The 22,618-nt window shown below is 63.9% G+C and carries 32 protein-coding genes; 27 read left to right on the forward strand and 5 right to left on the reverse strand.

Going from position 1 to position 22,618, the window contains the following annotated elements:
* From rpsC to MKP08_RS08970, 15 genes are all read left to right on the forward strand, one after another.
* On the forward strand, positions 1 to 696 hold the full coding sequence (gene rpsC / locus MKP08_RS08900) for a 30S ribosomal protein S3 (RefSeq protein ID WP_215228514.1): 696 nt from the start codon (positions 1 to 3) through the stop codon (positions 694 to 696).
* Between the two features lie 15 nt (positions 697 to 711).
* A complete protein-coding gene (rplP, locus tag MKP08_RS08905) occupies positions 712 to 1,146 on the forward strand; it encodes a 50S ribosomal protein L16 (RefSeq protein WP_215228513.1) in 435 nt (144 codons plus the stop codon).
* A complete protein-coding gene (gene rpmC, locus MKP08_RS08910) occupies positions 1,146 to 1,355 on the forward strand; it encodes a 50S ribosomal protein L29 (RefSeq protein ID WP_215229607.1) in 210 nt (69 codons plus the stop codon). The genes rplP and rpmC overlap by 1 nt, the downstream gene beginning before the upstream one ends.
* 10 nt (positions 1,356 to 1,365) lie before the next feature.
* On the forward strand, positions 1,366 to 1,656 hold the full coding sequence (gene rpsQ, locus MKP08_RS08915; protein ID WP_215228512.1) for a 30S ribosomal protein S17: 291 nt from the start codon (positions 1,366 to 1,368) through the stop codon (positions 1,654 to 1,656).
* 83 nt (positions 1,657 to 1,739) lie between these two features.
* Complete coding sequence (rplN, locus tag MKP08_RS08920) at positions 1,740 to 2,108, forward strand: 50S ribosomal protein L14 (RefSeq protein ID WP_067680194.1); 369 nt, start codon at positions 1,740 to 1,742, stop codon at positions 2,106 to 2,108.
* Positions 2,108 to 2,428, forward strand: coding sequence for a 50S ribosomal protein L24 (gene rplX, locus MKP08_RS08925; protein ID WP_215228511.1), 321 nt, complete (start codon positions 2,108 to 2,110; stop codon positions 2,426 to 2,428). Before rplN ends, rplX begins: the two co-directional genes overlap by 1 nt.
* Positions 2,421 to 2,999, forward strand: coding sequence for a 50S ribosomal protein L5 (gene rplE / locus MKP08_RS08930; protein ID WP_215228510.1), 579 nt, complete (start codon positions 2,421 to 2,423; stop codon positions 2,997 to 2,999). Before rplX ends, rplE begins: the two co-directional genes overlap by 8 nt.
* A gap of 26 nt (positions 3,000 to 3,025) precedes the next feature.
* On the forward strand, positions 3,026 to 3,331 hold the full coding sequence (gene rpsN / locus MKP08_RS08935; RefSeq protein ID WP_241553520.1) for a 30S ribosomal protein S14: 306 nt from the start codon (positions 3,026 to 3,028) through the stop codon (positions 3,329 to 3,331).
* An 11-nt stretch (positions 3,332 to 3,342) separates the two neighbouring features.
* Positions 3,343 to 3,738, forward strand: a complete 396-nt coding sequence (rpsH, locus tag MKP08_RS08940) for a 30S ribosomal protein S8 (protein ID WP_215228508.1) — start codon at positions 3,343 to 3,345, stop codon at positions 3,736 to 3,738.
* Positions 3,738 to 4,271, forward strand: a complete 534-nt coding sequence (rplF, locus tag MKP08_RS08945; protein ID WP_215228507.1) for a 50S ribosomal protein L6 — start codon at positions 3,738 to 3,740, stop codon at positions 4,269 to 4,271. The genes rpsH and rplF overlap by 1 nt, the downstream gene beginning before the upstream one ends.
* 1 nt (position 4,272) lies before the next feature.
* Positions 4,273 to 4,617 (forward strand): 50S ribosomal protein L18, encoded by a 345-nt coding sequence (gene rplR, locus MKP08_RS08950; RefSeq protein WP_241553521.1) that lies wholly within the window; start codon positions 4,273 to 4,275, stop codon positions 4,615 to 4,617.
* Between the two features lies 1 nt (position 4,618).
* Positions 4,619 to 5,497, forward strand: a complete 879-nt coding sequence (rpsE, locus tag MKP08_RS08955) for a 30S ribosomal protein S5 (protein WP_373418082.1) — start codon at positions 4,619 to 4,621, stop codon at positions 5,495 to 5,497.
* A gap of 5 nt (positions 5,498 to 5,502) precedes the next feature.
* A complete protein-coding gene (gene rpmD, locus MKP08_RS08960; protein WP_215228505.1) occupies positions 5,503 to 5,679 on the forward strand; it encodes a 50S ribosomal protein L30 in 177 nt (58 codons plus the stop codon).
* Positions 5,676 to 6,002 (forward strand): hypothetical protein, encoded by a 327-nt coding sequence (locus MKP08_RS08965; protein ID WP_241553522.1) that lies wholly within the window; start codon positions 5,676 to 5,678, stop codon positions 6,000 to 6,002. The genes rpmD and MKP08_RS08965 overlap by 4 nt, the downstream gene beginning before the upstream one ends.
* A gap of 285 nt (positions 6,003 to 6,287) precedes the next feature.
* Positions 6,288 to 6,671 (forward strand): PleD family two-component system response regulator, encoded by a 384-nt coding sequence (locus tag MKP08_RS08970; protein ID WP_256970034.1) that lies wholly within the window; start codon positions 6,288 to 6,290, stop codon positions 6,669 to 6,671.
* Between the two features lie 166 nt (positions 6,672 to 6,837).
* Here MKP08_RS08970 and MKP08_RS08975 read toward each other — a convergent pair whose 3' ends face one another.
* The gene (locus MKP08_RS08975) at positions 6,838 to 7,851 is read right to left on the reverse strand and encodes an acyltransferase (protein WP_241553524.1); all 1,014 of its coding nucleotides are present in this window, start codon (positions 7,849 to 7,851) and stop codon (positions 6,838 to 6,840) included.
* A 195-nt stretch (positions 7,852 to 8,046) separates the two neighbouring features.
* On the opposite strand from MKP08_RS08975, the gene rplO reads away from it, so the two are divergent.
* The 11 genes from rplO (at position 8,047) to MKP08_RS09030 (ending at position 16,433) form a co-directional block, all read left to right on the forward strand.
* Positions 8,047 to 8,547 (forward strand): 50S ribosomal protein L15, encoded by a 501-nt coding sequence (gene rplO / locus MKP08_RS08980; RefSeq protein WP_215228501.1) that lies wholly within the window; start codon positions 8,047 to 8,049, stop codon positions 8,545 to 8,547.
* Positions 8,548 to 8,653: 106 nt separating this feature from the next.
* Positions 8,654 to 10,018 carry a preprotein translocase subunit SecY gene (gene secY, locus MKP08_RS08985; RefSeq protein ID WP_241553525.1) on the forward strand — a complete coding sequence of 455 codons (1,365 nt, stop codon included), beginning with the start codon at positions 8,654 to 8,656 and terminating at the stop codon, positions 10,016 to 10,018.
* 30 nt (positions 10,019 to 10,048) lie between these two features.
* Positions 10,049 to 10,693: an adenylate kinase gene (locus MKP08_RS08990; protein ID WP_241553526.1), complete on the forward strand. Its 645-nt coding sequence runs from the start codon at positions 10,049 to 10,051 to the stop codon at positions 10,691 to 10,693.
* A gap of 74 nt (positions 10,694 to 10,767) precedes the next feature.
* A complete protein-coding gene (locus tag MKP08_RS08995) occupies positions 10,768 to 11,472 on the forward strand; it encodes an SRPBCC family protein (RefSeq protein WP_241553527.1) in 705 nt (234 codons plus the stop codon).
* A 9-nt stretch (positions 11,473 to 11,481) separates the two neighbouring features.
* Positions 11,482 to 12,267: an SDR family oxidoreductase gene (locus MKP08_RS09000; RefSeq protein WP_241553528.1), complete on the forward strand. Its 786-nt coding sequence runs from the start codon at positions 11,482 to 11,484 to the stop codon at positions 12,265 to 12,267.
* Positions 12,268 to 12,588: 321 nt separating this feature from the next.
* Positions 12,589 to 12,957, forward strand: coding sequence for a 30S ribosomal protein S13 (rpsM, locus tag MKP08_RS09005; RefSeq protein WP_241553529.1), 369 nt, complete (start codon positions 12,589 to 12,591; stop codon positions 12,955 to 12,957).
* 57 nt (positions 12,958 to 13,014) lie between these two features.
* Positions 13,015 to 13,404: a 30S ribosomal protein S11 gene (rpsK, locus tag MKP08_RS09010; RefSeq protein WP_215228496.1), complete on the forward strand. Its 390-nt coding sequence runs from the start codon at positions 13,015 to 13,017 to the stop codon at positions 13,402 to 13,404.
* A 106-nt stretch (positions 13,405 to 13,510) separates the two neighbouring features.
* Complete coding sequence (locus MKP08_RS09015; RefSeq protein WP_241553530.1) at positions 13,511 to 14,566, forward strand: DNA-directed RNA polymerase subunit alpha; 1,056 nt, start codon at positions 13,511 to 13,513, stop codon at positions 14,564 to 14,566.
* Between the two features lie 90 nt (positions 14,567 to 14,656).
* Complete coding sequence (gene rplQ / locus MKP08_RS09020; protein ID WP_215228494.1) at positions 14,657 to 15,079, forward strand: 50S ribosomal protein L17; 423 nt, start codon at positions 14,657 to 14,659, stop codon at positions 15,077 to 15,079.
* Between the two features lie 203 nt (positions 15,080 to 15,282).
* On the forward strand, positions 15,283 to 15,804 hold the full coding sequence (locus MKP08_RS09025; RefSeq protein ID WP_241553531.1) for a hypothetical protein: 522 nt from the start codon (positions 15,283 to 15,285) through the stop codon (positions 15,802 to 15,804).
* Between the two features lie 89 nt (positions 15,805 to 15,893).
* Entirely contained in the window at positions 15,894 to 16,433 is a 540-nt protein-coding gene (locus MKP08_RS09030; RefSeq protein ID WP_241553532.1) for a hypothetical protein, read from the forward strand.
* Here MKP08_RS09030 and MKP08_RS09035 read toward each other — a convergent pair.
* The gene (locus tag MKP08_RS09035) at positions 16,421 to 17,083 is read right to left on the reverse strand and encodes a trimeric intracellular cation channel family protein (RefSeq protein ID WP_215228491.1); all 663 of its coding nucleotides are present in this window, start codon (positions 17,081 to 17,083) and stop codon (positions 16,421 to 16,423) included. The two genes, MKP08_RS09030 and MKP08_RS09035, sit on opposite strands and share 13 nt — an antisense overlap.
* A gap of 218 nt (positions 17,084 to 17,301) precedes the next feature.
* On the opposite strand from MKP08_RS09035, the gene MKP08_RS09040 reads away from it, so the two are divergent.
* Positions 17,302 to 18,924: a hypothetical protein gene (locus MKP08_RS09040; protein WP_241553533.1), complete on the forward strand. Its 1,623-nt coding sequence runs from the start codon at positions 17,302 to 17,304 to the stop codon at positions 18,922 to 18,924.
* 33 nt (positions 18,925 to 18,957) lie between these two features.
* Here MKP08_RS09040 and MKP08_RS09045 read toward each other — a convergent pair whose 3' ends face one another.
* From MKP08_RS09045 to lpdA, 3 genes are all read right to left on the reverse strand, one after another.
* Positions 18,958 to 20,292, reverse strand: a complete 1,335-nt coding sequence (locus MKP08_RS09045; RefSeq protein ID WP_241553534.1) for a serine hydrolase — start codon at positions 20,290 to 20,292, stop codon at positions 18,958 to 18,960.
* Positions 20,293 to 20,354: 62 nt separating this feature from the next.
* Entirely contained in the window at positions 20,355 to 21,191 is an 837-nt protein-coding gene (locus MKP08_RS09050; protein ID WP_241553535.1) for a hypothetical protein, read from the reverse strand.
* Between the two features lie 13 nt (positions 21,192 to 21,204).
* A complete protein-coding gene (gene lpdA / locus MKP08_RS09055) occupies positions 21,205 to 22,608 on the reverse strand; it encodes a dihydrolipoyl dehydrogenase (RefSeq protein ID WP_241553536.1) in 1,404 nt (467 codons plus the stop codon).
* Positions 22,609 to 22,618: the final 10 nt, after the last annotated feature.

Below are 22,618 nucleotides of genomic sequence, written 5' to 3' on the forward strand. Positions count from 1 at the left end.
ATGGGTCAGAAGAGCAATCCGATCGGTCTGCGCCTGCAGATCAACCGCACCTGGGACAGCCGCTGGTACGCCGAAGGGCGCGACTATGCCAAGCTGCTCAAGGAAGACATCGAAATCCGCAAGTACATCGTGAACTCGCTGCCGCAGGCCGCGATTTCGAAGGTGGTGATCGAGCGTCCGGCCAAGCTGTGCCGCATCTCGATCTACGCGGCGCGCCCCGGCGTCATCATCGGCAAGAAGGGCGCCGATATCGAGAAGCTGCGCACGAAGCTTGCGACCATGACGGAAAGCGAGATCAAGCTGAACATCGTCGAGATCCGCAAGCCGGAAGTCGATGCGAAGCTCGTCGCGCAGGGAATCGCCGATCAGCTGATCCGCCGTGTGGCGTTCCGCCGGGCGATGAAGCGCGCGATGCAATCCGCAATGCGCCTTGGTGCCGAAGGCATCAAGATCGTGTGCGGCGGCCGTCTGGGCGGTGCCGAAATCGCGCGTGTGGAGCAGTATCGCGAAGGTCGCGTTCCCCTGCACACGCTGCGTGCGAACATCGATTACGCCGAGGCCGAGGCGCTGACCTCGTACGGCATCATCGGGATCAAGGTCTGGGTCTTCAAGGGCGAGATCCTGGGTCACGATCCGACCGCGCAGGACCGTCTGATGATGGAATCGCAGACGTCCGGCGTGCGCCCGGCGCGTTGAGTGTAGGATAGAGCAATGCTGCAACCGAAACGAACCAAGTACCGCAAGGCGTTCAAGGGCCGGATCAAGGGCGAGGCCAAGGGTGGCACCGACCTGAACTTCGGGTCCTACGGCCTGAAGGCGCTGGAGCCGGAGCGTATCACCGCCCGCCAGATCGAGGCCGCGCGCCGTGCGATCACGCGCCACATCAAGCGCCAGGGTCGCCTCTGGATCCGCATCTTCCCGGACGTGCCGGTGTCGAAGAAGCCTGCCGAAGTCCGTCAGGGTAAGGGCAAGGGTTCCGTCGAATACTGGGCCGCCCGCGTGAAGCCGGGTCGCATCCTGTTCGAACTCGATGGCGTCGCCGGTCCGCTGGCCGCCGAAGCGTTCGAGCGTGCAGCGATGAAGCTGCCGATCAAGACCAAGGTCGTTGCCCGCCTGGGCGACACCAGCCACCTGGGGGGCGAATGATGGCCAACGCATTCGAAGACCTGCGGCAGAAGACCGACGACCAGCTCGTCGAGGAACTGACCGAGCTGAAGCGCGAGCAGTACAACCTGCGCTTCCAGGCCGCCACCAACCAGCTGGAGCGTCCGGCGCGGATCAAGGAAGTCCGCCGCACGATCGCCCAGATCAAGACGCTGCAGGGCGAGCGTTCGCGCGCCGCCGAGAAGGCATAAGGACCAAGATATGCCCAAACGTATCCTGATCGGGACGGTGACGTCCGACAAGACCGACAAGACGGTGACCGTGCTGGTAGAGCGCAAGGTGAAGCACCCGCTCTACGGCAAGATCATCCGCCGCTCGAAGAAGTACCATGCCCACGACGAGAACAACGAGTTCACGCTGGGCGACGTGGTTCGGATCGAGGAAACCAAGCCGATCTCCAAGACCAAGACCTGGGCCGTCAAGGACCGGGTCACCGCGGGCGGCGTGCAGCCGGTCGAGGCCGAGCTCGACGTCGAGGCGGCGAGCAACTGAATTTTGCGCCCCGTATTTGCGGGGACAGGCGTAGGAACTGCCGGGCAACCGTCCCGGCAAGCCAGTGAGAAGGAACCGGATCGATGATCCAGATGCAGTCCAATCTCGACGTCGCGGACAACAGCGGCGCGAAGCGCGTCCAGTGCATCAAGGTGCTGGGCGGGTCGAAGCGTCGTACGGCGTCCGTCGGCGACGTGATCGTGGTTTCCGTGAAGGAAGCCCAGCCGCGCGCGAAGGTGAAGAAGGGCGACGTACACCGCGCCGTCATCGTTCGCACGAAGAAGGATGTGCGCCGCCCCGATGGCAGCGTGATCCGCTTCGACAGCAATGCCGCGGTGCTCGTGAACAAGAGCGAAGAGCCGATCGGCACCCGTATCTTCGGCCCCGTCGTGCGCGAACTGCGCGGCCGCGGCTTCATGAAGATCATCTCGCTCGCACCGGAGGTGCTGTGATGGCGAATGCCAAGATCAAGAAGGGTGACAGCGTCGTCGTCCTGTCCGGCAAGGACAAGGGCAAGACCGGCACCGTCGCGAAGGTCCTGCCCAAGGAAGGCAAGGTCGTCGTCGAGGGTGTGAACACGATCGCCCGTCACCGCAAGCCGAGCCAGACCAACCCGCAGGGTGGCATCGACCGCTACGAGGCGCCGATGTCCATTGCCAAGGTTGCCGTGGCCGATCCGAAGGACGGCAAGCCGACCCGCGTCCGCTTCGAGGAGCAGGACGGCAAGAAGGTCCGCATCGCCGTCAAGTCCGGGGAGAAAATCGATGGCTGATTATACCCCTCGCATGAAGGCCCGTTACGAGGAGGAAATCGCGAAGGCGATGACCGAGAAGTTCGGGTACAAGAACCGTCTGGAAGTTCCGCGGCTCGAGAAGATCGTGCTCAACATGGGCGTGGGCGAGGCGAGCCAGGACAAGAAGAAGGTCCAGACCGCTGCCGAGGAAATGGCGCTGATCGCCGGTCAGAAGCCGGTCATCACCAAGGCGAAGAAGTCGATCGCTCAGTTCAAGCTGCGCGAAGGCATGCCGATCGGGTGCAAAGTGACCCTGCGCCGCGAGCGGATGTACGAATTCCTCGACCGCCTCGTGACGATCGCGATGCCCCGCATCCGCGACTTCCGCGGCCTCAACCCGCGTTCCTTCGACGGTCGTGGCAACTATGCCATGGGCCTGAAGGAGCAGATCGTGTTCCCCGAGATCAGCTACGACAAGATCGAGAAGGTCCGGGGCATGGACATCATCGTGACCACGACCGCCAAGACGGACGAAGAAGCGCGCGAACTGCTGCGCCTGTTCGGTTTCCCGTTCCCGGCGGAAGAGTCGCAAGAGAAGGAAGCGGCGTAAGCCGCGAGAAAGAGAGCTTAAGTCCAATGGCGAAACTGAGTTCGATCAACAAGAACGAGAAGCGCAAGAAGCTGGTCAAACAGTTTGCGGCGAAGTTCGAGAAGTTGAAGGCGATCGCGGACGACACCTCGCTCGACGAGAGCGAGCGTCTGATGGCCCGGCTGAAGATGGCCGAGCTGCCGCGCAATGCGAACCCGACCCGGGTCCGCAACCGCTGCTCCACCACCGGCCGCCCGCGCGGCTATTACCGCAAGTTCGGCATCAACCGCATCGAACTGCGCGACCTCGGCAACAAGGGCCTGATTCCGGGCCTGACCAAGTCGAGCTGGTGAGGAATCGATAGATGGCTATGACCGATCCCCTGGGTGACATGCTCACCCGCATCCGCAACGGCCAGCAGGCGAAGAAGGACAGCGTCCTCTCGCCCGCCAGCAAGCTGCGTGCAAACGTCCTCGAAGTTCTCCAGCGTGAAGGCTACATCCGTGGCTATTCCGAGGACGAGAGCGGCAAGCACAAGGCGCTGCGGATCGAACTGAAATATTTCGAAGGCGAGCCCGCGATCAAGCATCTCGCCCGCGTTTCGAAGCCGGGCCGGCGCGTCTATTCGGGCAGCCGCGAGCTGCCGAGCGTGCGCAACGGCCTTGGCATCACCATCGTCTCGACGCCGCGCGGCGTGCTCTCGGATGCCGAAGCACGCAGCGAGAAGGTCGGCGGCGAAGTGCTGGCGGAGGTGTTCTGATGAGCCGCATCGGCAAAAGGCCGGTGGCGATCCCCAACGGGGTCACCGCCAATATCGAGGGCCAGACCCTGAACGTGAAGGGGCCCAAGGGCACCCTGTCGATGTCGCTCAGCGATCTCATCGACTACAAGGTGGAAGGCGACGCGATCAGCGTGCAGCCCGCCAACGACACGCAGAAGGCGCGGGCCTATTGGGGCATGCAGCGCACGCTGGTGTCGAACCTGGTCGAAGGTGTCACCGAAGGCTTCACCAAGACGCTGCAGATCTCTGGCGTCGGCTACCGTGCGCAGGCTCAGGGTAGCAAGCTGAAGCTGCAACTGGGCTATTCGCACGACGTCGATCTCGACGTTCCCGAAGGGCTTACGGTGCAGACCCCGGACCAGACGACCGTGATCGTTACCGGGATCGACAAGCAGGCCGTGGGCCAGTTTGCCGCCGAAGTCCGCCGCTGGCGCAAGCCCGAGCCGTATAAGGGCAAGGGCATCAAGTACCAGGGCGAGTATATCTTCCGCAAGGAAGGGAAGAAGAAGTAAGATGGCAAAGCTTTCCCTCTTCGAACGCCGCCGGCGTCGCGTGCGCACGGCTCTCAAGTCGCGCGCCGGTGCCAAGCCGCGCCTGTCGGTGCATCGTACCGGCCAGCATATCTATGCCCAGGTCATCGATGATGCGCAGGGCAAGACGATCGCGTCCGCTTCCACCCTTGGTGGCAAGAGCACCGGCGCGAATGTCGATGCCGCCACCCAGGTGGGCAAGGACATCGCCGCCGCCGCCCAGAAGGCGGGCGTGACTTCCGTCGTGTTCGATCGCGGCGGCTTCCTGTTCCATGGCCGCGTGAAAGCGCTGGCCGACGCCGCCCGCGAAGGCGGGCTGGAGTTCTGATATGGCTGACGAAAAGAAACCCGAAGACAACGCCGCGACCGATGCGGCCAACGCGCCCGCGATGACCCCCGAGGTCGCCAAGGCTCGCGCCGATTCCGGTGTCGATATCGACCACCCGGCGAGCGCTGAGAGCGGTCCGGAAGTGAAGAAGGAAGAACCGGCGATCGCCGATACGCCTTCCGAAGCTGCCGACAACCAGAGCGCCGCGCAGGGTGCCGAAGGTCAGCCGCGCGAGCGTGGTGATCGCGGCGGCCGTGGCCGTGGCGGTCGTGACGGTGGCGGCGGTGGTCGCGGTCGTGGCCGTGGCGGCCGCGACGGCGGTCGCGGGCGGCGCGAGGAAGAGGACGACGGCATCATCGAGAAGCTCGTCCACATCAACCGCGTCAGCAAGACGGTGAAGGGCGGCAAGCGCTTCGGCTTCGCGGCGCTGGTCGTCGTGGGCGACGGGTCCGGCCGGGTCGGCTTCGGCCACGGCAAGGCCCGCGAGGTGCCCGAGGCGATTACCAAGGCTTCGGCCTCGGCTCGCAAGAAAATGGTTCGCGTTCCGCTGAAGGAAGGCCGCACGCTCCACCATGACGGCAAGGGCCGTTTCGGTGCCGGCAAGGTGACCGTTCGTGCCGCACCGGCGGGTACCGGCATCATCGCCGGCGGCCCGATGCGTGCCGTGTTCGAGAGCCTGGGCGTGGCCGACGTTGTGACCAAGTCGGTCGGTTCGTCCAACCCCTACAATATGATCCGCGCCACTTTCGACGCGCTGACGAACCAGACGTCGCCGAAATCGGTGGCGCAGCGTCGGGGCAAGAAGGTTGCCGACCTGCTGGGTCGTGGCGGTTCGAGCGAGGCCGAGGCGGAAGCCGACGCCGCGGCTCTGGTGGAGTAACCGGAATGGCCAAGATCAAGATCAAGCAGATCGGCAGCCCGATCCGGCGCCCTGAATCGCAGAAGAAGATTCTCGTCGGCCTGGGCTTGGGTAAAATGCACCGCACCGTGGAGGTGGAAGACACCCCCGAGGTACGCGGCGCGATCGCGAAGCTCCCCCACATGGTGGAAGTGGTCGAGTGAAACACTTCCGGTTCTTCCTGGAAGGGGAAAATTTTCCCCTTCCACAGGAAGGATCGGACGTCGTTGTCGACATGGGCTGGTTCGCCACCCGCTGGGTGCAGGCGACGACGCTCGACGCGGCGATGGCAAAGGTGATGAGCGACATTCGCCGTCATACCCGCCTTGCCGCCGTTCCTTCCGGCAGCGGCGCAATCGTGTCCGTGCATGAAGCACGTAGGATAAACGCCGGTCAGGCCGGTGCCCACCGAGAGGCTTTGTCCTTCTATCGCATGCCGCCATCCGGCCCGAAGCAGAACGAGAGCGCCGCGAGCGCCAGTATCTGAGCGACATCCCCCGGGCGCATTGGCTACGGCAGACGCCCACCGGATCTCGGCAGTGCCAAATGGGGAATAAGGCGCGATGCGCGCCTCGCCCTAGGCAATCTGCGGATGCGCCGCCAGGCACCCTCCAAGACATGATCGAAAACGCCTGCCTCGGAGGAACTTTGCAGCCGTTAGGTTCGTATGCCCGTTCGCGAGGAGGGTCCCCTTCTGCATCGTGTGGTCCCAGTGTTGTCTATACCGGTGGTGATGCTAACCTCCTCCGGGATCGCAGGAAAAGGCCCATCTATGGCACTGATATTGTACGCCGAAGACGACCCCATCATGGGGGAGATCGTCAGGGCGGCGCTGGGTAAGGCGGGTCACGTCGTCGGGGTGGTGGGGGACGGAAAGGCTGCGCTCGCGTCGCTGCGCTTTCGCCGGCCCGCGCTGCTGATCCTGGATATGAACATGCCCGGGGTCGGCGGGGCGGAAGTGCTGGATTACGTCAGGCGCGATCCCGATCTCTACGATCTTTCCGTCCTGATCCTGACAGCGCGCCAGAGCGCATCCGACGAGGAGATCACGCTTCGAGCCGGAGCGACCGATTATTTGAAAAAGCCCGTCGATCCCGATAAGCTTGCGGTGACGGTGGATATGATCCTGATGCGGGACGAAGCCCGCCGCGGCTGACCCGCTCCGCCGCCGGTACGTTAGACACCCCGGAAACGGAAAACGCACATCGGGATCTAAGAGGCAGTTCCTTCCAACCGTGCTGGCCATAGCGAAAGCGCGCATGGTCGGCGTATGGGCGCATCCATTCCCGAGCCTGGACCATTCTCCAGCTGCAATCGATCGTTCACTTGCCTTGGAGGGAACGTTCGTCGGCTAATCCCGGGCGTTCTCCCTTCGCGAGAAACTTGGGTAGAACGAATAGCCACGGCGCGAAACGATCCGTGATGTTTCTGATCACGACCGATACGAATACCGCTATCGCCGTGCCCAAGGGTACCGCCCAGTATTCGATGCCTTCTTCCGTCACCTTACGGAACAGGCTCATCAGCGGCCACATCATGCCAAAGTGAAGGATGAATATCTCGAGCGAATGCCGTCCCAGGTATGTGAACAGGGCGCGCACGGCCTCGAGATGATCCGTTATGATCTTGGCGATCGACAAGCCCACGATCGTTCCGAAGACGGCAAGACCGGCATTGAAACCGAGTTTTCCGGAAATGATCGCCAGCAGAAGAGCCGCCGTGCCGATCGTGATAGGGCGAGCCACGAGGTATCGAACCCACGGCATCGCAAACCAGATACCGAAAAGATAGAAGACAGCATCCTTGGCGACGGCGGTCTGATGGGTCGAAAGCGCGCCCCACAGGTTCTGGGGCCACCCTGCAAACGATAGGATCGAAAGCGCCGCGGCTATCAGTATCGCCGGAAGTTTCATGGACACCGCCGCCCGCGCGGTGAAGCGGTAGATCACGAGGCCCCACAAGAACCACAGGTGTATCGGTGGATTATAGAACGATGAAAGAACCCATTCCGGGTCCTCGCGCCCTCGCAGCGCATACAGGAACGTCCACAGCGTGAAGAGCCAGATCATCGTCAGCAATCTCTTGCGAAAGAAGGTGGCCCAGCCTTTGGACAAGGTATGGCTGAAAACGAGACCCGATACGAAGAAAAACAGTGGCATCCGGATCTGAAGCAGTGGATTGTTTATTGCGACGTAGATCGAGTCCCGTGGCAGATCGATGGTAGTGTACGCGGCGGCAATGGCATGCCAGAATACCACCAGGACTATCGAGAAGCCTTTCGCGGTATCGAGGAACAGTTCGCGTGGTTTCTTGTCCGACGCTGTGATTTCGGACATCCGGCGGTTTCCCTATGCTGAAATCGAAGGCCTATCGACAAGCACCGAACACGATCGCGCCGGTGGAATTCAGCCTCTTTCAGAATATTTTCGGGAAAGAACCTCAGTGCGATTCCGAGGGTGACATCGCACCCGATTTTCGTTAAGGGCGCGCCTTTCCAACAGCGCGAACCAAAGCGAAAGCGAGTGCAGACTATGAAACTGAACGAAATCCGCGACAACGAAGGTGCCCGCAAGTCCCGCATGCGCGTGGGCCGGGGCATCGGCTCGGGCAAAGGCAAGACCGCGGCGCGCGGCCAGAAGGGCCAGAAGAGCCGCGAGGGCGTGTCCATCAACGGCTTCGAAGGCGGCCAGATGCCGCTCCACATGCGCCTGCCGAAGCGCGGCTTCAACAATCCGTTCGCGAAGGACTATGCCGAGGTGAACCTGGGCATGGTGCAGAAGTTCATCGACGCCGACAAGCTCGATGCGAAGAAGGACATCGACCACGCCGCACTGAAGGCGGCCGGCCTCGCCCGTGGTGGCAAGGACGGTGTGCGCCTGCTCGGCAAGGGCGAGCTCAAGGCGAAGGCCAAGTTCATCGTCGCCGGTGCCAGCAAGGGCGCGATCGAGGCGGTCGAGAAGGCCGGCGGTTCGGTCGAGGTGCTGGCACCCAAGAAGCCGAAAACCGAAAAGGCCGCCAAGGCCGACGCTTAATTCACGCAAAAGGGGCGGGCCGGGTTCGACATCGGACCCGCCCGTCCCTATGTGTCCCCCCGACGCCGGGAGGGACCGGCGAAAAGTCTAGGATATACAGAATCCCATGGCATCACGCGCCGACAATATCGCGAGCAATCTGAGTCTCGCGAATTTCTCCAAGGCCACCGAGCTGAAGAACCGTATCTGGTTCACCATCGGTGCCCTGATCGTGTTCCGCTTCCTGAGCTTCGTACCGCTGCCGGGCGTCAATCCGATGATCCTGTCGCAGCTATACGCGCAGACGCGGGGCGGGATCCTCGATCTCTTCAACACCTTCTCGGGCGGCAGCCTGGAACGCATGAGTCTCATCGCGCTCGGCGTGATGCCTTACATTACGGCCTCGATCGTCGTGCAGATGGCCGCTTCGCTTCACCCGGCGCTCGCCGCGTTGAAGAAGGAAGGGGCGACCGGACGGCAGAAGCTGAACCAGTACACCCGCTACGGCACAGTCTTCCTGTGCGCGATCCAGGGCTGGTTCCTGGCGACCGGCCTCGAAAGCTACGGCGCACAGAGTGGCATGCAGGCGGTGATCGATCCCGGCCTGCTGTTCCGCGTGGTCGCGGTGATCAGCCTGATCGGCGGGACCATGTTCCTGCTGTGGCTGGGCGAGCAGATCACCAGCCGGGGTATCGGCAACGGCGTCTCGCTGATCATCATGGCGGGCATCGTCGCCCAGTTCCCGAACTTCACCAGCAACATGTTCGCCAGCTATTCGAAGGGCACGATCAGCTCGTTCCTGATCATCGGCTTCATCGCCATGATCGTGGGGCTGGTGCTGTTCATCTGTTACATGGAGCGGGCGCAGCGGCGCTTGCTGATCCAGTATCCCAAGCGCGCGACGCAGCGCGGAATGATGCAGGCGGATCGCAGCCATCTGCCGCTGAAGCTCAACACTTCGGGCGTGATCCCGCCGATCTTCGCCAGCTCGCTGCTGCTGCTGCCGCTGACCATCAGCCAGTTCGCGCAGAACTCGATCGCGATCGACAGCACCGGCGGCCAGATCCTTCAGACGCTCAACCAGTATCTGCAGCATGGCCAGCCGCTCTACATGCTGCTGTATGCGATCGGCATCATCTTCTTCTGCTTCTTCTACACCGCCGTCGTCTTCAACCCGGAGGAAACCGCGGACAATCTGAAGAAGAACGGCGGCTTCATTCCCGGTATCCGTCCGGGCAAGCGGACCAGCGAGTATCTCGATTACGTCCTGACCCGCATCACCGTGGTCGGTGCCGTTTACCTGACCGTGGTCTGCTGCCTGCCCGAATACGTCATCGCGCAGACCGGCATTCCGCTGTTCCTGGGCGGAACCAGCCTGCTGATCGTCGTCAACGTCACCGTCGACACCATCAGCCAGATCCAGTCGCACCTGCTGGCGCACCAGTATGGCGACCTGATCAAGAAGGCGAAGTTGAAGGGGCGCATGCGCTAGGGCATGACCGGGGCGAAAGGGGAGCGCCAAGTGAACATCATCCTTCTGGGTCCGCCGGGCGCGGGCAAAGGGACGCAGGCCAATCGCCTGGTCGAAGAGCGCGGCATGGTGCAGCTGTCCACCGGCGACATGCTGCGCGCCGCGGTGAAGGCGGGTACGCCCGTCGGGCTGAAGGCCAAGGCCGTGATGGACCGCGGCGAGCTGGTTTCCGACGAGATCGTGTCGGAGCTGATCGATGCCGAGCTCACCGCCATGGACGCGGGCACCGGTGCGATCTTCGACGGCTATCCCCGCACCCGCGCGCAAGCCGAAAGGCTCGACGAACTGCTCGACAAGCACGGTCGCAAGCTGGACCGCGTGATCGAGCTGGAAGTCGACGAGGACGCGCTGGTCGATCGGATCACCGGGCGCTTCACCTGCGCCAATTGCGGTGCTGGCTATCACGATCGCTACAACCTTCCGCAGGTGGAGGGGGTGTGCGACCGGTGCGGTTCCACCGACTTCAAGCGGCGGCCCGACGATACCGAGGAAACGGTGCGCACGCGCATGCAGGAGTACCGGGCCAAGACCGCCCCGATCCTGCCCTATTACGAAGAGCGCGGCATCGTCAGCCGTGTCGATGGCATGGCCAGTATCGACGAGGTTGCCGACAAGATCGACGCGCTGCTTTCCTGATCATTTCCTCCTTTCGCTTCCCATTCCCTCGGCGCGCCCGTTCGCCTAGGATGGGATGCGAAGGAGGAGCGAGGGTGATCGGAAAACGGATAATCGGTGCCTGCGCGCTCGCCGCCGGAACGGCGCTTGCCATGGCCTCTCCGGTGCAAGCCAAGGTCGTCAAGCAGGCGGCGGATTTCTTCGTCACGCAGGACAGCGCGACGGTCCCCGCCGATCCGCAAGCGGTGTGGCTTGCGCTGATCTCTCCGGGCGAGTGGTGGAGCGACGAGCACACCTGGTCGGGCGACGCCGCGAACATGTCGATCATTCCGCAGGGCGGCGGGTGCTTCTGCGAGCGCATTCCGGAGAGCGACACGGACGGCGTGGTCGGCCTGGCGGGGAGCGTCCAGCACATGGTCGTGCTGCAAGCCTTCCCACGCAAGGCGCTGCGCATGCGCGGCGGGCTCGGTCCGTTGCAGAGCGAACCGGCGACGGGCGTCCTCACCATCACCATCAAGCCGGTCGCGGGCGGCACGCGAATTCTGTGGGAATATGTCGTCGGCGGCAAGACGCGCTACGATACGGCCGACATCGCCAAGGCGGTGGACGGCGTGATGAGCCAGCAGCTCGCGGGCCTCGCGAAGAAGCTCGGCGGTAAGGTCGATGCCGCGGGGGAGGGCGCCGCCGAAGAGCGCGCCGCGCCCGCAGGCAAACCGAAGCCAGCTGCACAGGCTCCCGACGTAAGCTCCGACAACGTGCTCGACGCCGTGGATGCGCTGGGCAAGAAACCGAAGGATTGAGGCAGCACGATGGATCTGGGAATAGGCGGGAAGACTGCGATCGTCTGCGCTTCGAGCGGCGGGCTGGGCCGAGCTTGTGCGGCGCATCTGGCCGAAGCCGGGTGCACGGTCGTGGTCAACGGACGTGACGCCGACAGACTGGAGCGCACCGCTGCCGAACTGCGTGAACGCAGCGGGGCGCAGATCGTCGCGGTAACCGGCGACGTGACCGAAGCAAATACGCGCGACGCCCTGATCGGAGCGGCGGGCGGGGCGGCCGATATCCTCGTCAACAATGCAGGCGGACCGCCGCTGGCCGATTTCCGCGACCTTTCCGAACAGGACATCCATGCCGGGCTCCAGTCCAACATGGTCACCCCGATCGCAATGATCCAGCTGGTGATCGGCGGTATGGAGGAGCGCGGCTTCGGCCGGATTCTCAACATCACTTCGGCGAGCGTGCTGACCGGGATCGAGAAGCTCGATCTGTCCTCCGGCGCGCGGGCCGGTCTGACCGCGTTCCTGTCCGGCGTCGCACGGCAGGTCGCGCCAAGGGGTGTTACGATCAACAATCTCCTGCCCGGTAATTTCGACACCGACCGGCAGGCCTCGATCATCGATCGGATCGCCGAGAACACGGGCAAGTCGCGCGATGCGGTGCGCGAACAGCGGGCGACGGCGCAACCGGTGGGCAGGCTGGGTATCCCGGAGGAATTCGGCGCGGCCTGCGCCTTCCTCGCCAGTACCCATGCAGGCTTCATCACCGGACAGAATCTGCTCTTGGACGGAGGGGCCTTCACCGCCAATTTCCCGTAAGGCGTGCTGTTTTTGACAGAGCGGGCGTGACAGAGTAAATCGCACTTGAAACGCGCTACGCGGGACCCATATGGAGCTCGCGCCGCTTTCGCATTGTGCGCTGTTGACGCGTGGTGAGAATCGGCCTAAGCGCGCCATTCATTCGATTGTTGCGAGATATAAGAGTCCGGCAGGCTGCGAGAAACTGGCACGCCAACCGGACTTTTGGCTTTTCCGGCCCTTCGTGTCCGCAGCCGCCGAATGAATATCAGCGATGAGATAGGGGGCGCCGCTTCGCGCATCCGCGGATCGACCGTCCCCCTGTGGAGCATGGAGAAGTAAGTGGCTCGTATTGCCGGGGTCAATATCCCCACCAACAAGCGCGTGATCATCGCGCTCACCTACATTCACGGCATCGGTCGCACGACCGCCGTGGAAATCGCCGACAAGCTGGGCATCGATCACAAGACCCGCGTCCAGGACCTCACCGATGCCGAGGTGCTGCAGATTCGCGAGGCGATCGACGCCGAACACACCGTGGAGGGTGACCTCCGCCGTGAGACGGCGATGAACATCAAGCGGCTGATGGACCTGCGGTCCTATCGCGGCCTGCGCCACCGTGCGGGCCTGCCCGTGCGCGGTCAGCGCACGCACACCAACGCCCGCACCCGCAAGGGCAAGGCGAAGCCGATCGCAGGCAAGAAGAAGTAAGCGCGGGTCCTTCCGCAGCTTACCCGTCTTCTTCTCTCAAGTTAGGGAAACATCACCATGGCACGCGAACCCAGCCGTATCCGGCGCCGCGAACGCAAGAATATCACCAGCGGCGTTGCGCACATCAACGCCAGCTTCAACAACACCATGATCACCATCACCGATGCGCAGGGCAATGCGATCAGCTGGTCCAGCGCCGGCATGATGGGCTTCAAGGGCAGCCGCAAGTCGACGCCCTATGCCGCGCAGGTCGCTGCTGACGACGCGGGCAAGAAGGCCGCCGAGCACGGCGTCCGTACCCTCGAGGTCGAGGTCAAGGGCCCCGGTTCGGGTCGCGAAAGCGCGCTGCGCGGGCTCGCGGCGGTCGGCTTCACGATCACCTCGATCCGTGACGTCACCCCGATCCCGCATAACGGGGTGCGCCCGTCGAAGCGTCGCCGCGTCTGATCCGAGCCTGCCCGGCGGCGCCTAACGGTGCCGCCGCTCCCATCCCGGATTGGACGCGCAAGGCCAGCGCACCGGTCCGCCCGAATTCGAACACCAGGGGAATCCCATGTCCGTCAACACCAAGAACTGGCAGGAACTCAAGAAGCCGACGCAGCTCGACATCAAGGACAGCGGTGACAAGAAGCGCAAGACCACTTTCGTAGCCGAGCCGCTGGAACGCGGTTTCGGTCTGACGCTCGGCAACGCCCTGCGCCGCGTGCTGCTCTCCAGCCTGCAAGGCGCCGCGATCACCTCGATCAAGATCGAGAACGTGCTGCACGAATTCTCCTCGCTCGCCGGCGTGCGCGAGGACGTGACCGATATCGTCCTGAACGTGAAGCAGATCGCGCTGAAGATGGAAGGCGAGGGGCCCAAGCGTCTCCAGCTTTCCAAGACCGGCCCGGGTGCGGTCAAGGCGGGCGACATCGCCGTGTCGGGCGACATCGAGATCATGAACAAGGATCTCGTGCTCTGCCACCTTGACGAAGGTGCGAACCTCAACATGGAACTCACCGCCGACGTGGGTAAGGGCTATGTCCCCGCGGTCGCGAACCGTCCGGTCGATGCGCCGATCGGTCTGATTCCCGTCGACAGCCTGTATTCGCCCGTGCGCCAGGTCAGCTACAAGGTCGACAACGCCCGCGTCGGGCAGGAGCTCGACTACGACAAGCTGAACCTGACGGTGGAGACCGACGGCACCGTGACCCCGGAAGATGCCGTGGCCTACGCCGCGCGCATCCTGCAGGACCAGCTGACGCTGTTCGTCCACTTCGAGGACGGTATCCCGCAGCCGCAGAGCGCGATGATCGGCATGGCCGCCGAGCCGCAGGAATCGGATGCCAACCAGCTCAACCGCTACCTCCTCAAGAAGGTCGACGAGCTGGAGCTGTCGGTGCGTTCGGCGAACTGCCTGAAGAACGACAACATCATCTATATCGGCGACCTGGTCCAGAAGACCGAGGCCGAGATGCTCCGCACGCCGAACTTCGGCCGCAAGTCGCTCAACGAGATCAAGGAGGTCCTTTCCTCGATGGGTCTGCGCCTCGGCATGGACATCCCTGGCTGGCCGCCGGAGAACATCGAGGAAATGGCCAAGAAGCTCGAACAGGAGCTGCTGGGTTAATTCACCTCGCAACGGGCAGGGGCCGGACCCGCAAATCCGGCCCGTACCGGGGTACCTCGCACGGCCCCCTTACGAACGAAGGAATGAAATATGCGTCACGGAATTTCGCAGCGTAAGCTGAACCGCAAGTCGGGCCACCGCACCGCCATGTTCCGCAACATGTCGGCCGCGTTGATCAAGCACGAGCAGATCCTCACCACCGCGCCGAAGGCGAAGGAACTGCGCCCCTATGTCGAGAAGCTGATCACGCTGGCGAAGCGCGGTGGCCTTTCCAACCGTCGCCTTGCGATGAGCCGCTTGGGCGACGAGACCCAGCTCAAGAAGCTGTTCGACGTTCTAGCCGAGCGTTATTCCGATCGTGAGGGTGGTTACACCCGTGTCATCAAGGCCGGCTACCGCGGTAGCGACGCCGCGCAGATGGCGGTGATCGAATTCGTCGACCGCGACGAGGAGGCCAAGGGCCAAGACTCGGGCCCGGTCATGAACGACGAGGAAGATTACGAGGACGCGTAAGCCCTCCACATATCGAACAACTGGAAGGGCCGCGAGGAAACTCGCGGCCTTTTCAATTGGTTCGAACGTATAAGTGCGTTCAGATAACTAGCCTTTTAGATGAACTGGGGCTGTCGCGCCAATTCAGCGTCGTCTCACTGCCGATGCTCCATAAGGGGATCAACCGAGGCAGTCCCGCCCCGGCCTGATGCGAGGAGCAACATATGAGAACCGTTTCAAAAGCCCTGCTCGGAACCGTCGCCGCAGGTGCGATGGCGGTGACTTCGGCAGCCCCCGCAATGGCCCGCGATCGTTACGGTCGCGACGACGGTATCAGCACGGGCGAAGTGATCGCCGGCGCCGTCATCCTGGGCGGCATCGTCGCCATCGCCAGCTCGATCGGCAAGAACCGCGACCGGTATCGCGGGGACCGCCGTTACGATGCCCGCTATCGTGACAATTATTATCGCAGCCGGGGCAATCCGCGCGCCGCGGTGGAGCAGTGCGTGCGCGCCGCGGAAGGCAATGCCAACCGCTACGGCTATCGCGCCGACGTCACCAATATCAGCCGGGTGAATGACACGCGCTATGGCTGGCAGGTTCGCGGCAACATCGCCGTCGATGCGGGCCGGGGCTATGGCCGCTACAATCGCCGCGGTGGCTACGACACCGGTCGCTTCAGTTGCGACATCAGCCGCGGCCGCGTGGTCGACATCGACTATCACGGTATTCGCGGGCTGCGGTGACGCAATCTCTCGCAAAGCTGCGGTTCAGCCTCACGACAGGCTGAACCGCGCATTTTCCGCCTCTTCCCTATCGAAAGGGTGATTTCATCATGACACGACTGCCTTCCCTGCTCGCCGGACTTGCCGCCGCTTCGATGGCGGTCGTGCCTATTTCCGCCTCTGCGGCGCAGGTAGAGACTCCGGTTTCGCCTGCCGTCTATGATCAGGGGTCGGCTCTGGCCTTCCTCGATGCGGATGCGCACCAGTACGACCGGCGGTGGCGCGATCGCCGCTATCGCCACCATCGCGACGACAACGGCATCACCGGCACCGACATCCTGATCGGGGCGGCGGTGATCGGCGGCCTGGCCGCGCTCGCCACCGCCAGCCAGAAGCCGCGCGAGGAACCCCGCTACGAGCCGCAATACAACGACGATTATCCGCAGGCCCCCGATCAAGCCTATAACGACCAGGCCTATGACGATGGCTATGCGCCCGCCGACGGGCAGTACGACGATCAGACCTATTACAATGCCCGCGCCCGGGCCGGCTCCCCGGCACCCGACGCGCCGTCGGGCGCGTATGATTACGATCCGAATGCCCGGTCCGACTATCCCGGCGGTCCCCCGGCGGACTATTACGGCGACTGATTTTCTTCTTCCGCTGTTGCCGCGGCCCGTTCATGATAAGCCGGCAGCGCCAGATTGAAGCGGATGGCGGCGCTGCGCAGCGCGTAGCCTGCCGCCGTCGCTCCGGTCCAGGTGAAGCCCCGAGCGATATTAAGCTCGGTGCCGATGGCGCACAGCGTTGCGGAAAGAGCCGAGGCAGTAACGTACAGCTCCGGCTTCATCAGGATCGACGGGCGTCCCGCCACCACGTCACGGATAATGCCGCCCACGCACCCCGTCACCACGCCCATCATTGCGGCGGGGACGGGCGGAACGCCATAGGTCATCGCTTTGGCCGTGCCGAGAACCGCGTAGGCGGTGAGGCCCAGTCCGTCAGCATAGTCGAGCAGATGGCCGGTCCAGATGCGGGTCGGGGTGAACCACACCGCCAGCGCCACGATCAGCGTCACCGCCGCGACCCAGGGATCGTGAATCCAGAACACCGGTGCACCGATCAGCAGGTCGCGGATCGTCCCCCCGCCGACCCCGGTGACGAGGGAGAAGAAGGACAGGGTGACGAAGGTTTGCCGCTCGCGCGCGGCGATCAGCGCCCCCGACAGCGCGAACACCGCCACGCCGGCCAGATCGAGCCAGTCGAGCAGCGGCGTCAGGATGGTTTGTGCGTCTGGCATCACGGCACGCTGGGGCAGGAGAGAATCATGCGCGGCCCATTAGGCCCCTCGCGCGTATGGCACCACCCGTTGCGCGCCGCCCATGTGCCGCGGTTGCCGTGACACGCCGGGCACCGCCCGTTAGATCGACCGTTGATACCGTTCATCGCAAAGGAACCCCGCCCATGCGCAAAGCCATTCTCCCGCTTCTCCTGACGACAGCCGCGTGCGCAGCGCCGATGGCCGATACAACCGATATTGCGAGTACCCGGTCTGCGTCGCACGAGGGGTACGACTTGGACGCGCAATACGCGAAGCTGGCGGAAATCCAAATGGACCCGGATACGTCCTACCTCTCCGCCGAAGAGCGCGACGTGGTGAACCTGCTGATCCAGGCGTCCGACCTGATGAGCGAGATCTACCTGCGGCAGCGCTATGCCGACAATCCGCAAATCCGCACCGCCATCTCGCGCATCCGGCGGGCCGATCGCGACCGGCTGCTGGCGATGTTCGACCGCAATTTCGGGCCGTGGGACGAGATCGCGGAACTGCATCCCTTCTACGGCACCGACGCCATGCCGGAAGGGGCGGGCTTCTACCCCACCGATATGACGCGCGAGGAATTCGACGCCTATCTCGCGGCGCATCCCGATCAGAAGGATGCGCTCACCAGCCCCTACACCGTGGTGCGGCGCGATGGCGACGCGCTGAAGGCGATCCCCTATTCGGTCGAATACGCGCAGTGGCTCAAACCCGCCGCCGCGCTGCTGGAGAAGGCGGCGGCGCGCACCAGCAATCCGAGCCTGAAGAAATTCCTGAACCTGCGGGCCAAGGCCTTCCTCACCGACAATTACTATCAGAGTGAGCTCGCCTGGATGGATCTGAAGGACACCCCGATCGAAGTCGCAATCGGCCCGTACGAGGTCTATACCGACAGGCTCTACGGCACGAAGACCGCGTTCGAGAGCTTCGTCACCCTGCGCAATCCCGAGGAAAGCGCCGCGCTGGCGAAGTACAAGAACTACCTGCGCGACATGGAAAAGAACCTGCCGATCGAGGACCGGTACAAGAACTTCGAACGCGGTTCGGAAAGCCCCATCGCGGTGGCGGACCAGGTGCATGGCGGCGGCGACAACGAGCCGGGCGTGCAGACCATCGCCTTCAACCTGCCGAACGACGAGCGCGTGCGCGAGGCCAAGGGCGCGAAGAAGGTGATCCTCGCGAACGTACTCGGCGCCAAATACGATCGCATCCTGAAGCCGATGGCGGGCGTGATCCTGAAGCCAGATCAAGCCGCGCTGGTGGCGAAGAAATACATGGAGCTGGAAACGCTGTTCCACGAGCTGTCGCACAGCCTGGGGCCGGGCAGCATCACCGTCGACGGGCGCAGGACCACGGTCAGCGCTGAGCTCAAGGACCAGTATTCCGCGCTCGAGGAATCGAAGGCCGATGTGATGGGCGCGTACAATGTGCTCTACATGATGGAGCGCGGCGAAATCCCCGCCAGCGAGAAGCAGCAGCTGCTCGCCTCCTACTTCGCCGGCATCTTCCGCGCGGTTCGCTTCGGTACCGAGGAAGCGCACGGCAAGGGCGCGGCGCTGCAATACGGCTATCTGAAGGAGAAGGGCGCGTTCCGCTGGGACGATGTGGCGCAGCGCTACGTGGTCGATTACGCGAAGATGGAAAGTGGCCTCACCGATCTCCTCCACGACCAACTGATGCTGCAGGCGCGGGGCGATTACGCCGGCACCAAGGCGTTCTTCGCTCGCTACGCCAGGCTGGACGATCACGCCCGGGCCGCGATCGCCGCGATTGGCGACATCCCGGTCGATATCGACCCGATCTATCCGGAGCGTATCTGATCGCGATCGGGGTGGCCGTGAGCGCTGCCCGCCCTATTCGCGCCTGGCGGGCATCTCCTGACCGTTCTGGAACAGGGTCAGGCCGGTGACCTTGCCGCTGTCATCGCGGGTGAATTCCACCACCGCGTCGACCACTTTCAGGAAGAAGCGGTCCGGCTTCTCGGCGTAGAGCTGGAACTCGGGCTGGTTGGTGGCCTGGGCCATCAAATGATCGCCCTCGCGCCGGATGGTGATCGCGAAAGTCGGCGCGAGGCGATAGGTGCCCGGGTATTCGTCCAGCGTCTCGGCCGACACCGCGACCTCATGGCGCACCGTGACCGGCGTGGCCTCGCGGCCCTGCGCCAGCTTCATCAGCGATGTGCCGAGGCGCGAGGCGGCGGGGCCATTCATGTTGGCGAGCACCGCCACCGTCACCTTGCGGTCGGGATCGTAGCCGAGCCAGCTGTTGAAGCCCTCGATCCCGCCGCTGTGCGAGATCGTCGTCGCGTCGCCTTCGCGCTGGACCAGCACGCCGAGCGCGTAGTCGTCGCGCGCCACGGTCAGCAGGTCCTTCATGCTGGCGGCGGGTAGCAGCTTGCCGCTGAACAGCGCGCGCTCCCATTTGAGCAGATCGCGGGTGGTGGAATAGAGCCCGCCCGCGCCGAGGGGCCACGACATGTCGGCATAGGGCGCGTTGAGCGGCCCGTCCGGCCCCGGCGCGTAGCCGGACGCGCGATGCATGACGATCGCGCTCTGATCGTCATAGGCGGTGTCGGCCATGCCTGCCGGCTGGAACAGATTCTCGCGCACGAAGTCCGCATAGGATTGGCCGCTCAGGCGCTCGACGATACGGGTGAGGACGATATAGTTGGAATTCGAATAGTCGTATTTGGAGCCCGGTTCGAATTCCAGCGGCAGGTCGCGGAACAGCGCGATCGGCTCGCCTTCGGCGGTCGGCCGGGCCTTTTCAGCGTCGAACGCGTCGAGCCCGGTGAAATTGACGATGCCGGAGGTGTGGGTGAGCAGGTTGCGCACCGTGACCTTCGCCCAGGCGGGCGGGGTGTCGGGGAGATAGGTCGAAACCGGCGCGTCCAGCTTCAGCTTGCCCTGGTCGCGCAGCATCAGCGTGGCGACGGCGGTGAACTGTTTGGTCAGCGAGCCGATGCGGAACTTTGTGTCGCCATCGTTGGCGACGTTCCATTCGAGGTCGGCATCGCCATAGCCCCGGTCGAACAGCACCGTTCCGTCGCGCGCGACCAGTACCGCGCCCATGAACTGCCCGGACTCCGATTCGGCATCGGCGAAGCGGGCGATGTCGGCCTCGCTCTGAGCATGGGCGGGTGTGGCGATGGCGACCAGTGCGGCCAGCCCGAGTGCGAAACGGTTCATTGCTATCCCTCCAGCGTGTGTTACAATGGTAATACACGCTGGCGAGGAGCGCAATCGTATCGCTACGATCGACTTCTTGTGAAAGGTCGCGCCGATGGCGCTGACCGCGTTTGGCCAAGCAGTCCGAGCGCCAGCCCGTAGCCGAGTATAGGGGCGGCGCCGTAACCGATCAGCGCTGTCGGATAGGGGCCGATCAGGCTGGCGAGCACGAGGCCGCCGAAGGATGCGGCCAAGGCAAGCCGTGGAAGCTTCTCGACTGGCGCGGTCAGCAGGGCGACCAGCCCCACGATCGCCGCGGCAGCCAGGACGAGCACCCACACGAGCGACTGCGCGGCTGCGGTTGCGAAAACGTGCTCGACGAACATTTGCGGTTCCAGCGTGTCGCTCAGGCGCAGCACCACCGCCGCGACGATCCCCGCCACGCCGAACAGCGCCAGGGACGTCTCCCTGCCAACCATCCCGATCGCGCCCACGCCAAGGGCGAGCGACAGCGCGAGCGCGGCATCGGGTTGCAGAATCGCGGCAAGGAGCGCCAAAGGTGCGCCGACGAGCAGCAGCAAGCGCTCGCGCGTCATCAGGACCAGCAGGGCGGGCAGCGCCAGTCCGCCAGCGTGTAGCGTGACTGGACCGAGCGGCAACCAGCGCGAGATGCCATCAAGATGCGGGCCACTCGCAAGCGGCAAGAACAAGAGAAGGAGTAGAAAGGCGAAGAGCCCGCGCCGCATCATCGCGCCATGCGGCGGGCGCAGCCAAAGCGCCGCGGCCAGACTGATGGCCAGCGCTACGGCGTTGACGGCGATATACTGTCGCGGCGCCCCGTTACCCGCCATCCAGACGATCCCTGCCAGTACCGGGAACGCCAGGAAGGGCAGGACGCGGTATCGTGGCCGGATCGCCATCAGCGGGCTTTGGTCATACGTGGATCGGCTTGCCCGTCACGCCCATCGCGGCTTCCTTCATCGCTTCGGCATGGGTCGGGTGGGCGTGGCAGGTGTAGGCGATGTCCTCGCTCGTCGCCCCGAATTCCATCGCCACTGCGGCTTCCGCGATCATCGTACCCGCGACGCTGGCGATGCACCATACGCCCAACACACGGTCGGTTTCCGCATCCGCGATCACCTTCACGAAGCCATCGGGCTCGTGATTGGTCTTGGCGCGACTGTTGGCCATCATCGGGAACTTGAACGACTTGACCTCGCCCGTTTCCTTCGCTTCCTCCTCGGTCAGGCCGACGCCCGCGATCTCGGGCCAGGTATAGACCACGCTGGGGATCACCGCGTGGTTCACGATGCCGGTCTGGCCCGCGATGTTTTCGGCACAGGCGATGCCCTCGTCCTCCGCCTTGTGGGCGAGCATCGGGCCGGGGACCACGTCGCCGATCGCCCACACGCCGTCCACCTTGGTGCGGAAGTCGTGATCGGTCTCGATCTGGCCACGCTTGTTGGTTTCCAGCCCGATCGCGTCGAGGCCGAGGCCGTCGGTGTTCGGCCGCCGCCCGATCGAAACGAGGACGCAATCGGCCTCCATCGTTTCCTCGTCGCCGCCTGCCGCGGGTTCCAGCGTCAGAGTCGCCTTCTTGCCCTTCACGGTCACGCCGGTAACCTTGGTCGAGAGCTTGAATTCGATGCCCTGCTTCGTGAAGATCTTGTTCGCTTCCTTGCGAATGTCGCCGTCCATACCGGGCAGCACCTGGTCGAGAAATTCGACGCAGGTCACCTCGGCCCCCAGGCGACGCCATACGCTGCCCAGCTCCAGCCCGATCACGCCTGCGCCGATGACGACCATCTTCTTGGGCACCTTGGGCAGTTCCAGCGCGCCGGTGGAATCGACCACCACATGGTTGTCGTTGTCGACCTCGACACCGGGCAGCGGCGTGACGGCGGAACCTGTTGCGATGATGATGTTCTTCGCCGTCTTGGTCTCTCCGCCGACCTCTACCGTATGCGCGTCCTTGAATTTGGCGTAGCCGTTCAGCCAGTCCACCTTGTTCTTCTTGAACAGGAAGGCGACGCCCTTGGTCAGACCCTCGACCGCGTCGCGGCGCTGGGCGTGCATCTGGTCGAGATTGAGCTTGGGGGTCACGTCGATCCCCAGCTCCTTCATCGTGCCGTTCGCTGCCGCGTCGAAATACTCGCTGGCGTGAAGTAGCGCCTTCGACGGGATGCAACCGACATTGAGGCAGGTGCCGCCCAGCGTCTCGCGCCCTTCGGCACAAGCGGTCTTCAGCCCCAGCTGCGCCGCGCGGATCGCGGCGACATAGCCGCCGGGTCCGGCACCGATGACGAGGACGTCGTAGTCGTAGTTCTGGTCAGCCATATCAAATTCC

The organism is Erythrobacter sp. LQ02-29 (assembly GCF_022576075.2).
GTDB lineage: Bacteria > Pseudomonadota > Alphaproteobacteria > Sphingomonadales > Sphingomonadaceae > Alteriqipengyuania.

What these genes read in the sequence shown, in the direction of transcription:
- rpsC (WP_215228514.1), top strand. Translation starts at nt 1, where the DNA reads ATGGGTCAGAAGAGCAATCCGATCGGTCTGCGCCTGCAGATCAACCGC.
- rplP (WP_215228513.1), top strand. Translation starts at nt 712, where the DNA reads ATGCTGCAACCGAAACGAACCAAGTACCGCAAGGCGTTCAAGGGCCGG.
- rpmC (WP_215229607.1), top strand. Translation starts at nt 1,146, where the DNA reads ATGGCCAACGCATTCGAAGACCTGCGGCAGAAGACCGACGACCAGCTC.
- rpsQ (WP_215228512.1), top strand. Translation starts at nt 1,366, where the DNA reads ATGCCCAAACGTATCCTGATCGGGACGGTGACGTCCGACAAGACCGAC.
- rplN (WP_067680194.1), top strand. Translation starts at nt 1,740, where the DNA reads ATGATCCAGATGCAGTCCAATCTCGACGTCGCGGACAACAGCGGCGCG.
- rplX (WP_215228511.1), top strand. Translation starts at nt 2,108, where the DNA reads ATGGCGAATGCCAAGATCAAGAAGGGTGACAGCGTCGTCGTCCTGTCC.
- rplE (WP_215228510.1), top strand. Translation starts at nt 2,421, where the DNA reads ATGGCTGATTATACCCCTCGCATGAAGGCCCGTTACGAGGAGGAAATC.
- rpsN (WP_241553520.1), top strand. Translation starts at nt 3,026, where the DNA reads ATGGCGAAACTGAGTTCGATCAACAAGAACGAGAAGCGCAAGAAGCTG.
- rpsH (WP_215228508.1), top strand. Translation starts at nt 3,343, where the DNA reads ATGGCTATGACCGATCCCCTGGGTGACATGCTCACCCGCATCCGCAAC.
- rplF (WP_215228507.1), top strand. Translation starts at nt 3,738, where the DNA reads ATGAGCCGCATCGGCAAAAGGCCGGTGGCGATCCCCAACGGGGTCACC.
- rplR (WP_241553521.1), top strand. Translation starts at nt 4,273, where the DNA reads ATGGCAAAGCTTTCCCTCTTCGAACGCCGCCGGCGTCGCGTGCGCACG.
- rpsE (WP_373418082.1), top strand. Translation starts at nt 4,619, where the DNA reads ATGGCTGACGAAAAGAAACCCGAAGACAACGCCGCGACCGATGCGGCC.
- rpmD (WP_215228505.1), top strand. Translation starts at nt 5,503, where the DNA reads ATGGCCAAGATCAAGATCAAGCAGATCGGCAGCCCGATCCGGCGCCCT.
- MKP08_RS08970 (WP_256970034.1), top strand. Translation starts at nt 6,288, where the DNA reads ATGGCACTGATATTGTACGCCGAAGACGACCCCATCATGGGGGAGATC.
- MKP08_RS08975 (WP_241553524.1), bottom strand. Translation starts at nt 7,851, where the DNA reads ATGTCCGAAATCACAGCGTCGGACAAGAAACCACGCGAACTGTTCCTC.
- rplO (WP_215228501.1), top strand. Translation starts at nt 8,047, where the DNA reads ATGAAACTGAACGAAATCCGCGACAACGAAGGTGCCCGCAAGTCCCGC.
- secY (WP_241553525.1), top strand. Translation starts at nt 8,654, where the DNA reads ATGGCATCACGCGCCGACAATATCGCGAGCAATCTGAGTCTCGCGAAT.
- MKP08_RS09000 (WP_241553528.1), top strand. Translation starts at nt 11,482, where the DNA reads ATGGATCTGGGAATAGGCGGGAAGACTGCGATCGTCTGCGCTTCGAGC.
- rpsK (WP_215228496.1), top strand. Translation starts at nt 13,015, where the DNA reads ATGGCACGCGAACCCAGCCGTATCCGGCGCCGCGAACGCAAGAATATC.
- MKP08_RS09015 (WP_241553530.1), top strand. Translation starts at nt 13,511, where the DNA reads ATGTCCGTCAACACCAAGAACTGGCAGGAACTCAAGAAGCCGACGCAG.
- rplQ (WP_215228494.1), top strand. Translation starts at nt 14,657, where the DNA reads ATGCGTCACGGAATTTCGCAGCGTAAGCTGAACCGCAAGTCGGGCCAC.
- MKP08_RS09025 (WP_241553531.1), top strand. Translation starts at nt 15,283, where the DNA reads ATGAGAACCGTTTCAAAAGCCCTGCTCGGAACCGTCGCCGCAGGTGCG.
- MKP08_RS09030 (WP_241553532.1), top strand. Translation starts at nt 15,894, where the DNA reads ATGACACGACTGCCTTCCCTGCTCGCCGGACTTGCCGCCGCTTCGATG.
- MKP08_RS09035 (WP_215228491.1), bottom strand. Translation starts at nt 17,083, where the DNA reads ATGCCAGACGCACAAACCATCCTGACGCCGCTGCTCGACTGGCTCGAT.
- MKP08_RS09040 (WP_241553533.1), top strand. Translation starts at nt 17,302, where the DNA reads ATGGCCGATACAACCGATATTGCGAGTACCCGGTCTGCGTCGCACGAG.
- MKP08_RS09045 (WP_241553534.1), bottom strand. Translation starts at nt 20,292, where the DNA reads ATGAACCGTTTCGCACTCGGGCTGGCCGCACTGGTCGCCATCGCCACA.
- MKP08_RS09050 (WP_241553535.1), bottom strand. Translation starts at nt 21,191, where the DNA reads ATGGCGATCCGGCCACGATACCGCGTCCTGCCCTTCCTGGCGTTCCCG.
- lpdA (WP_241553536.1), bottom strand. Translation starts at nt 22,608, where the DNA reads ATGGCTGACCAGAACTACGACTACGACGTCCTCGTCATCGGTGCCGGA.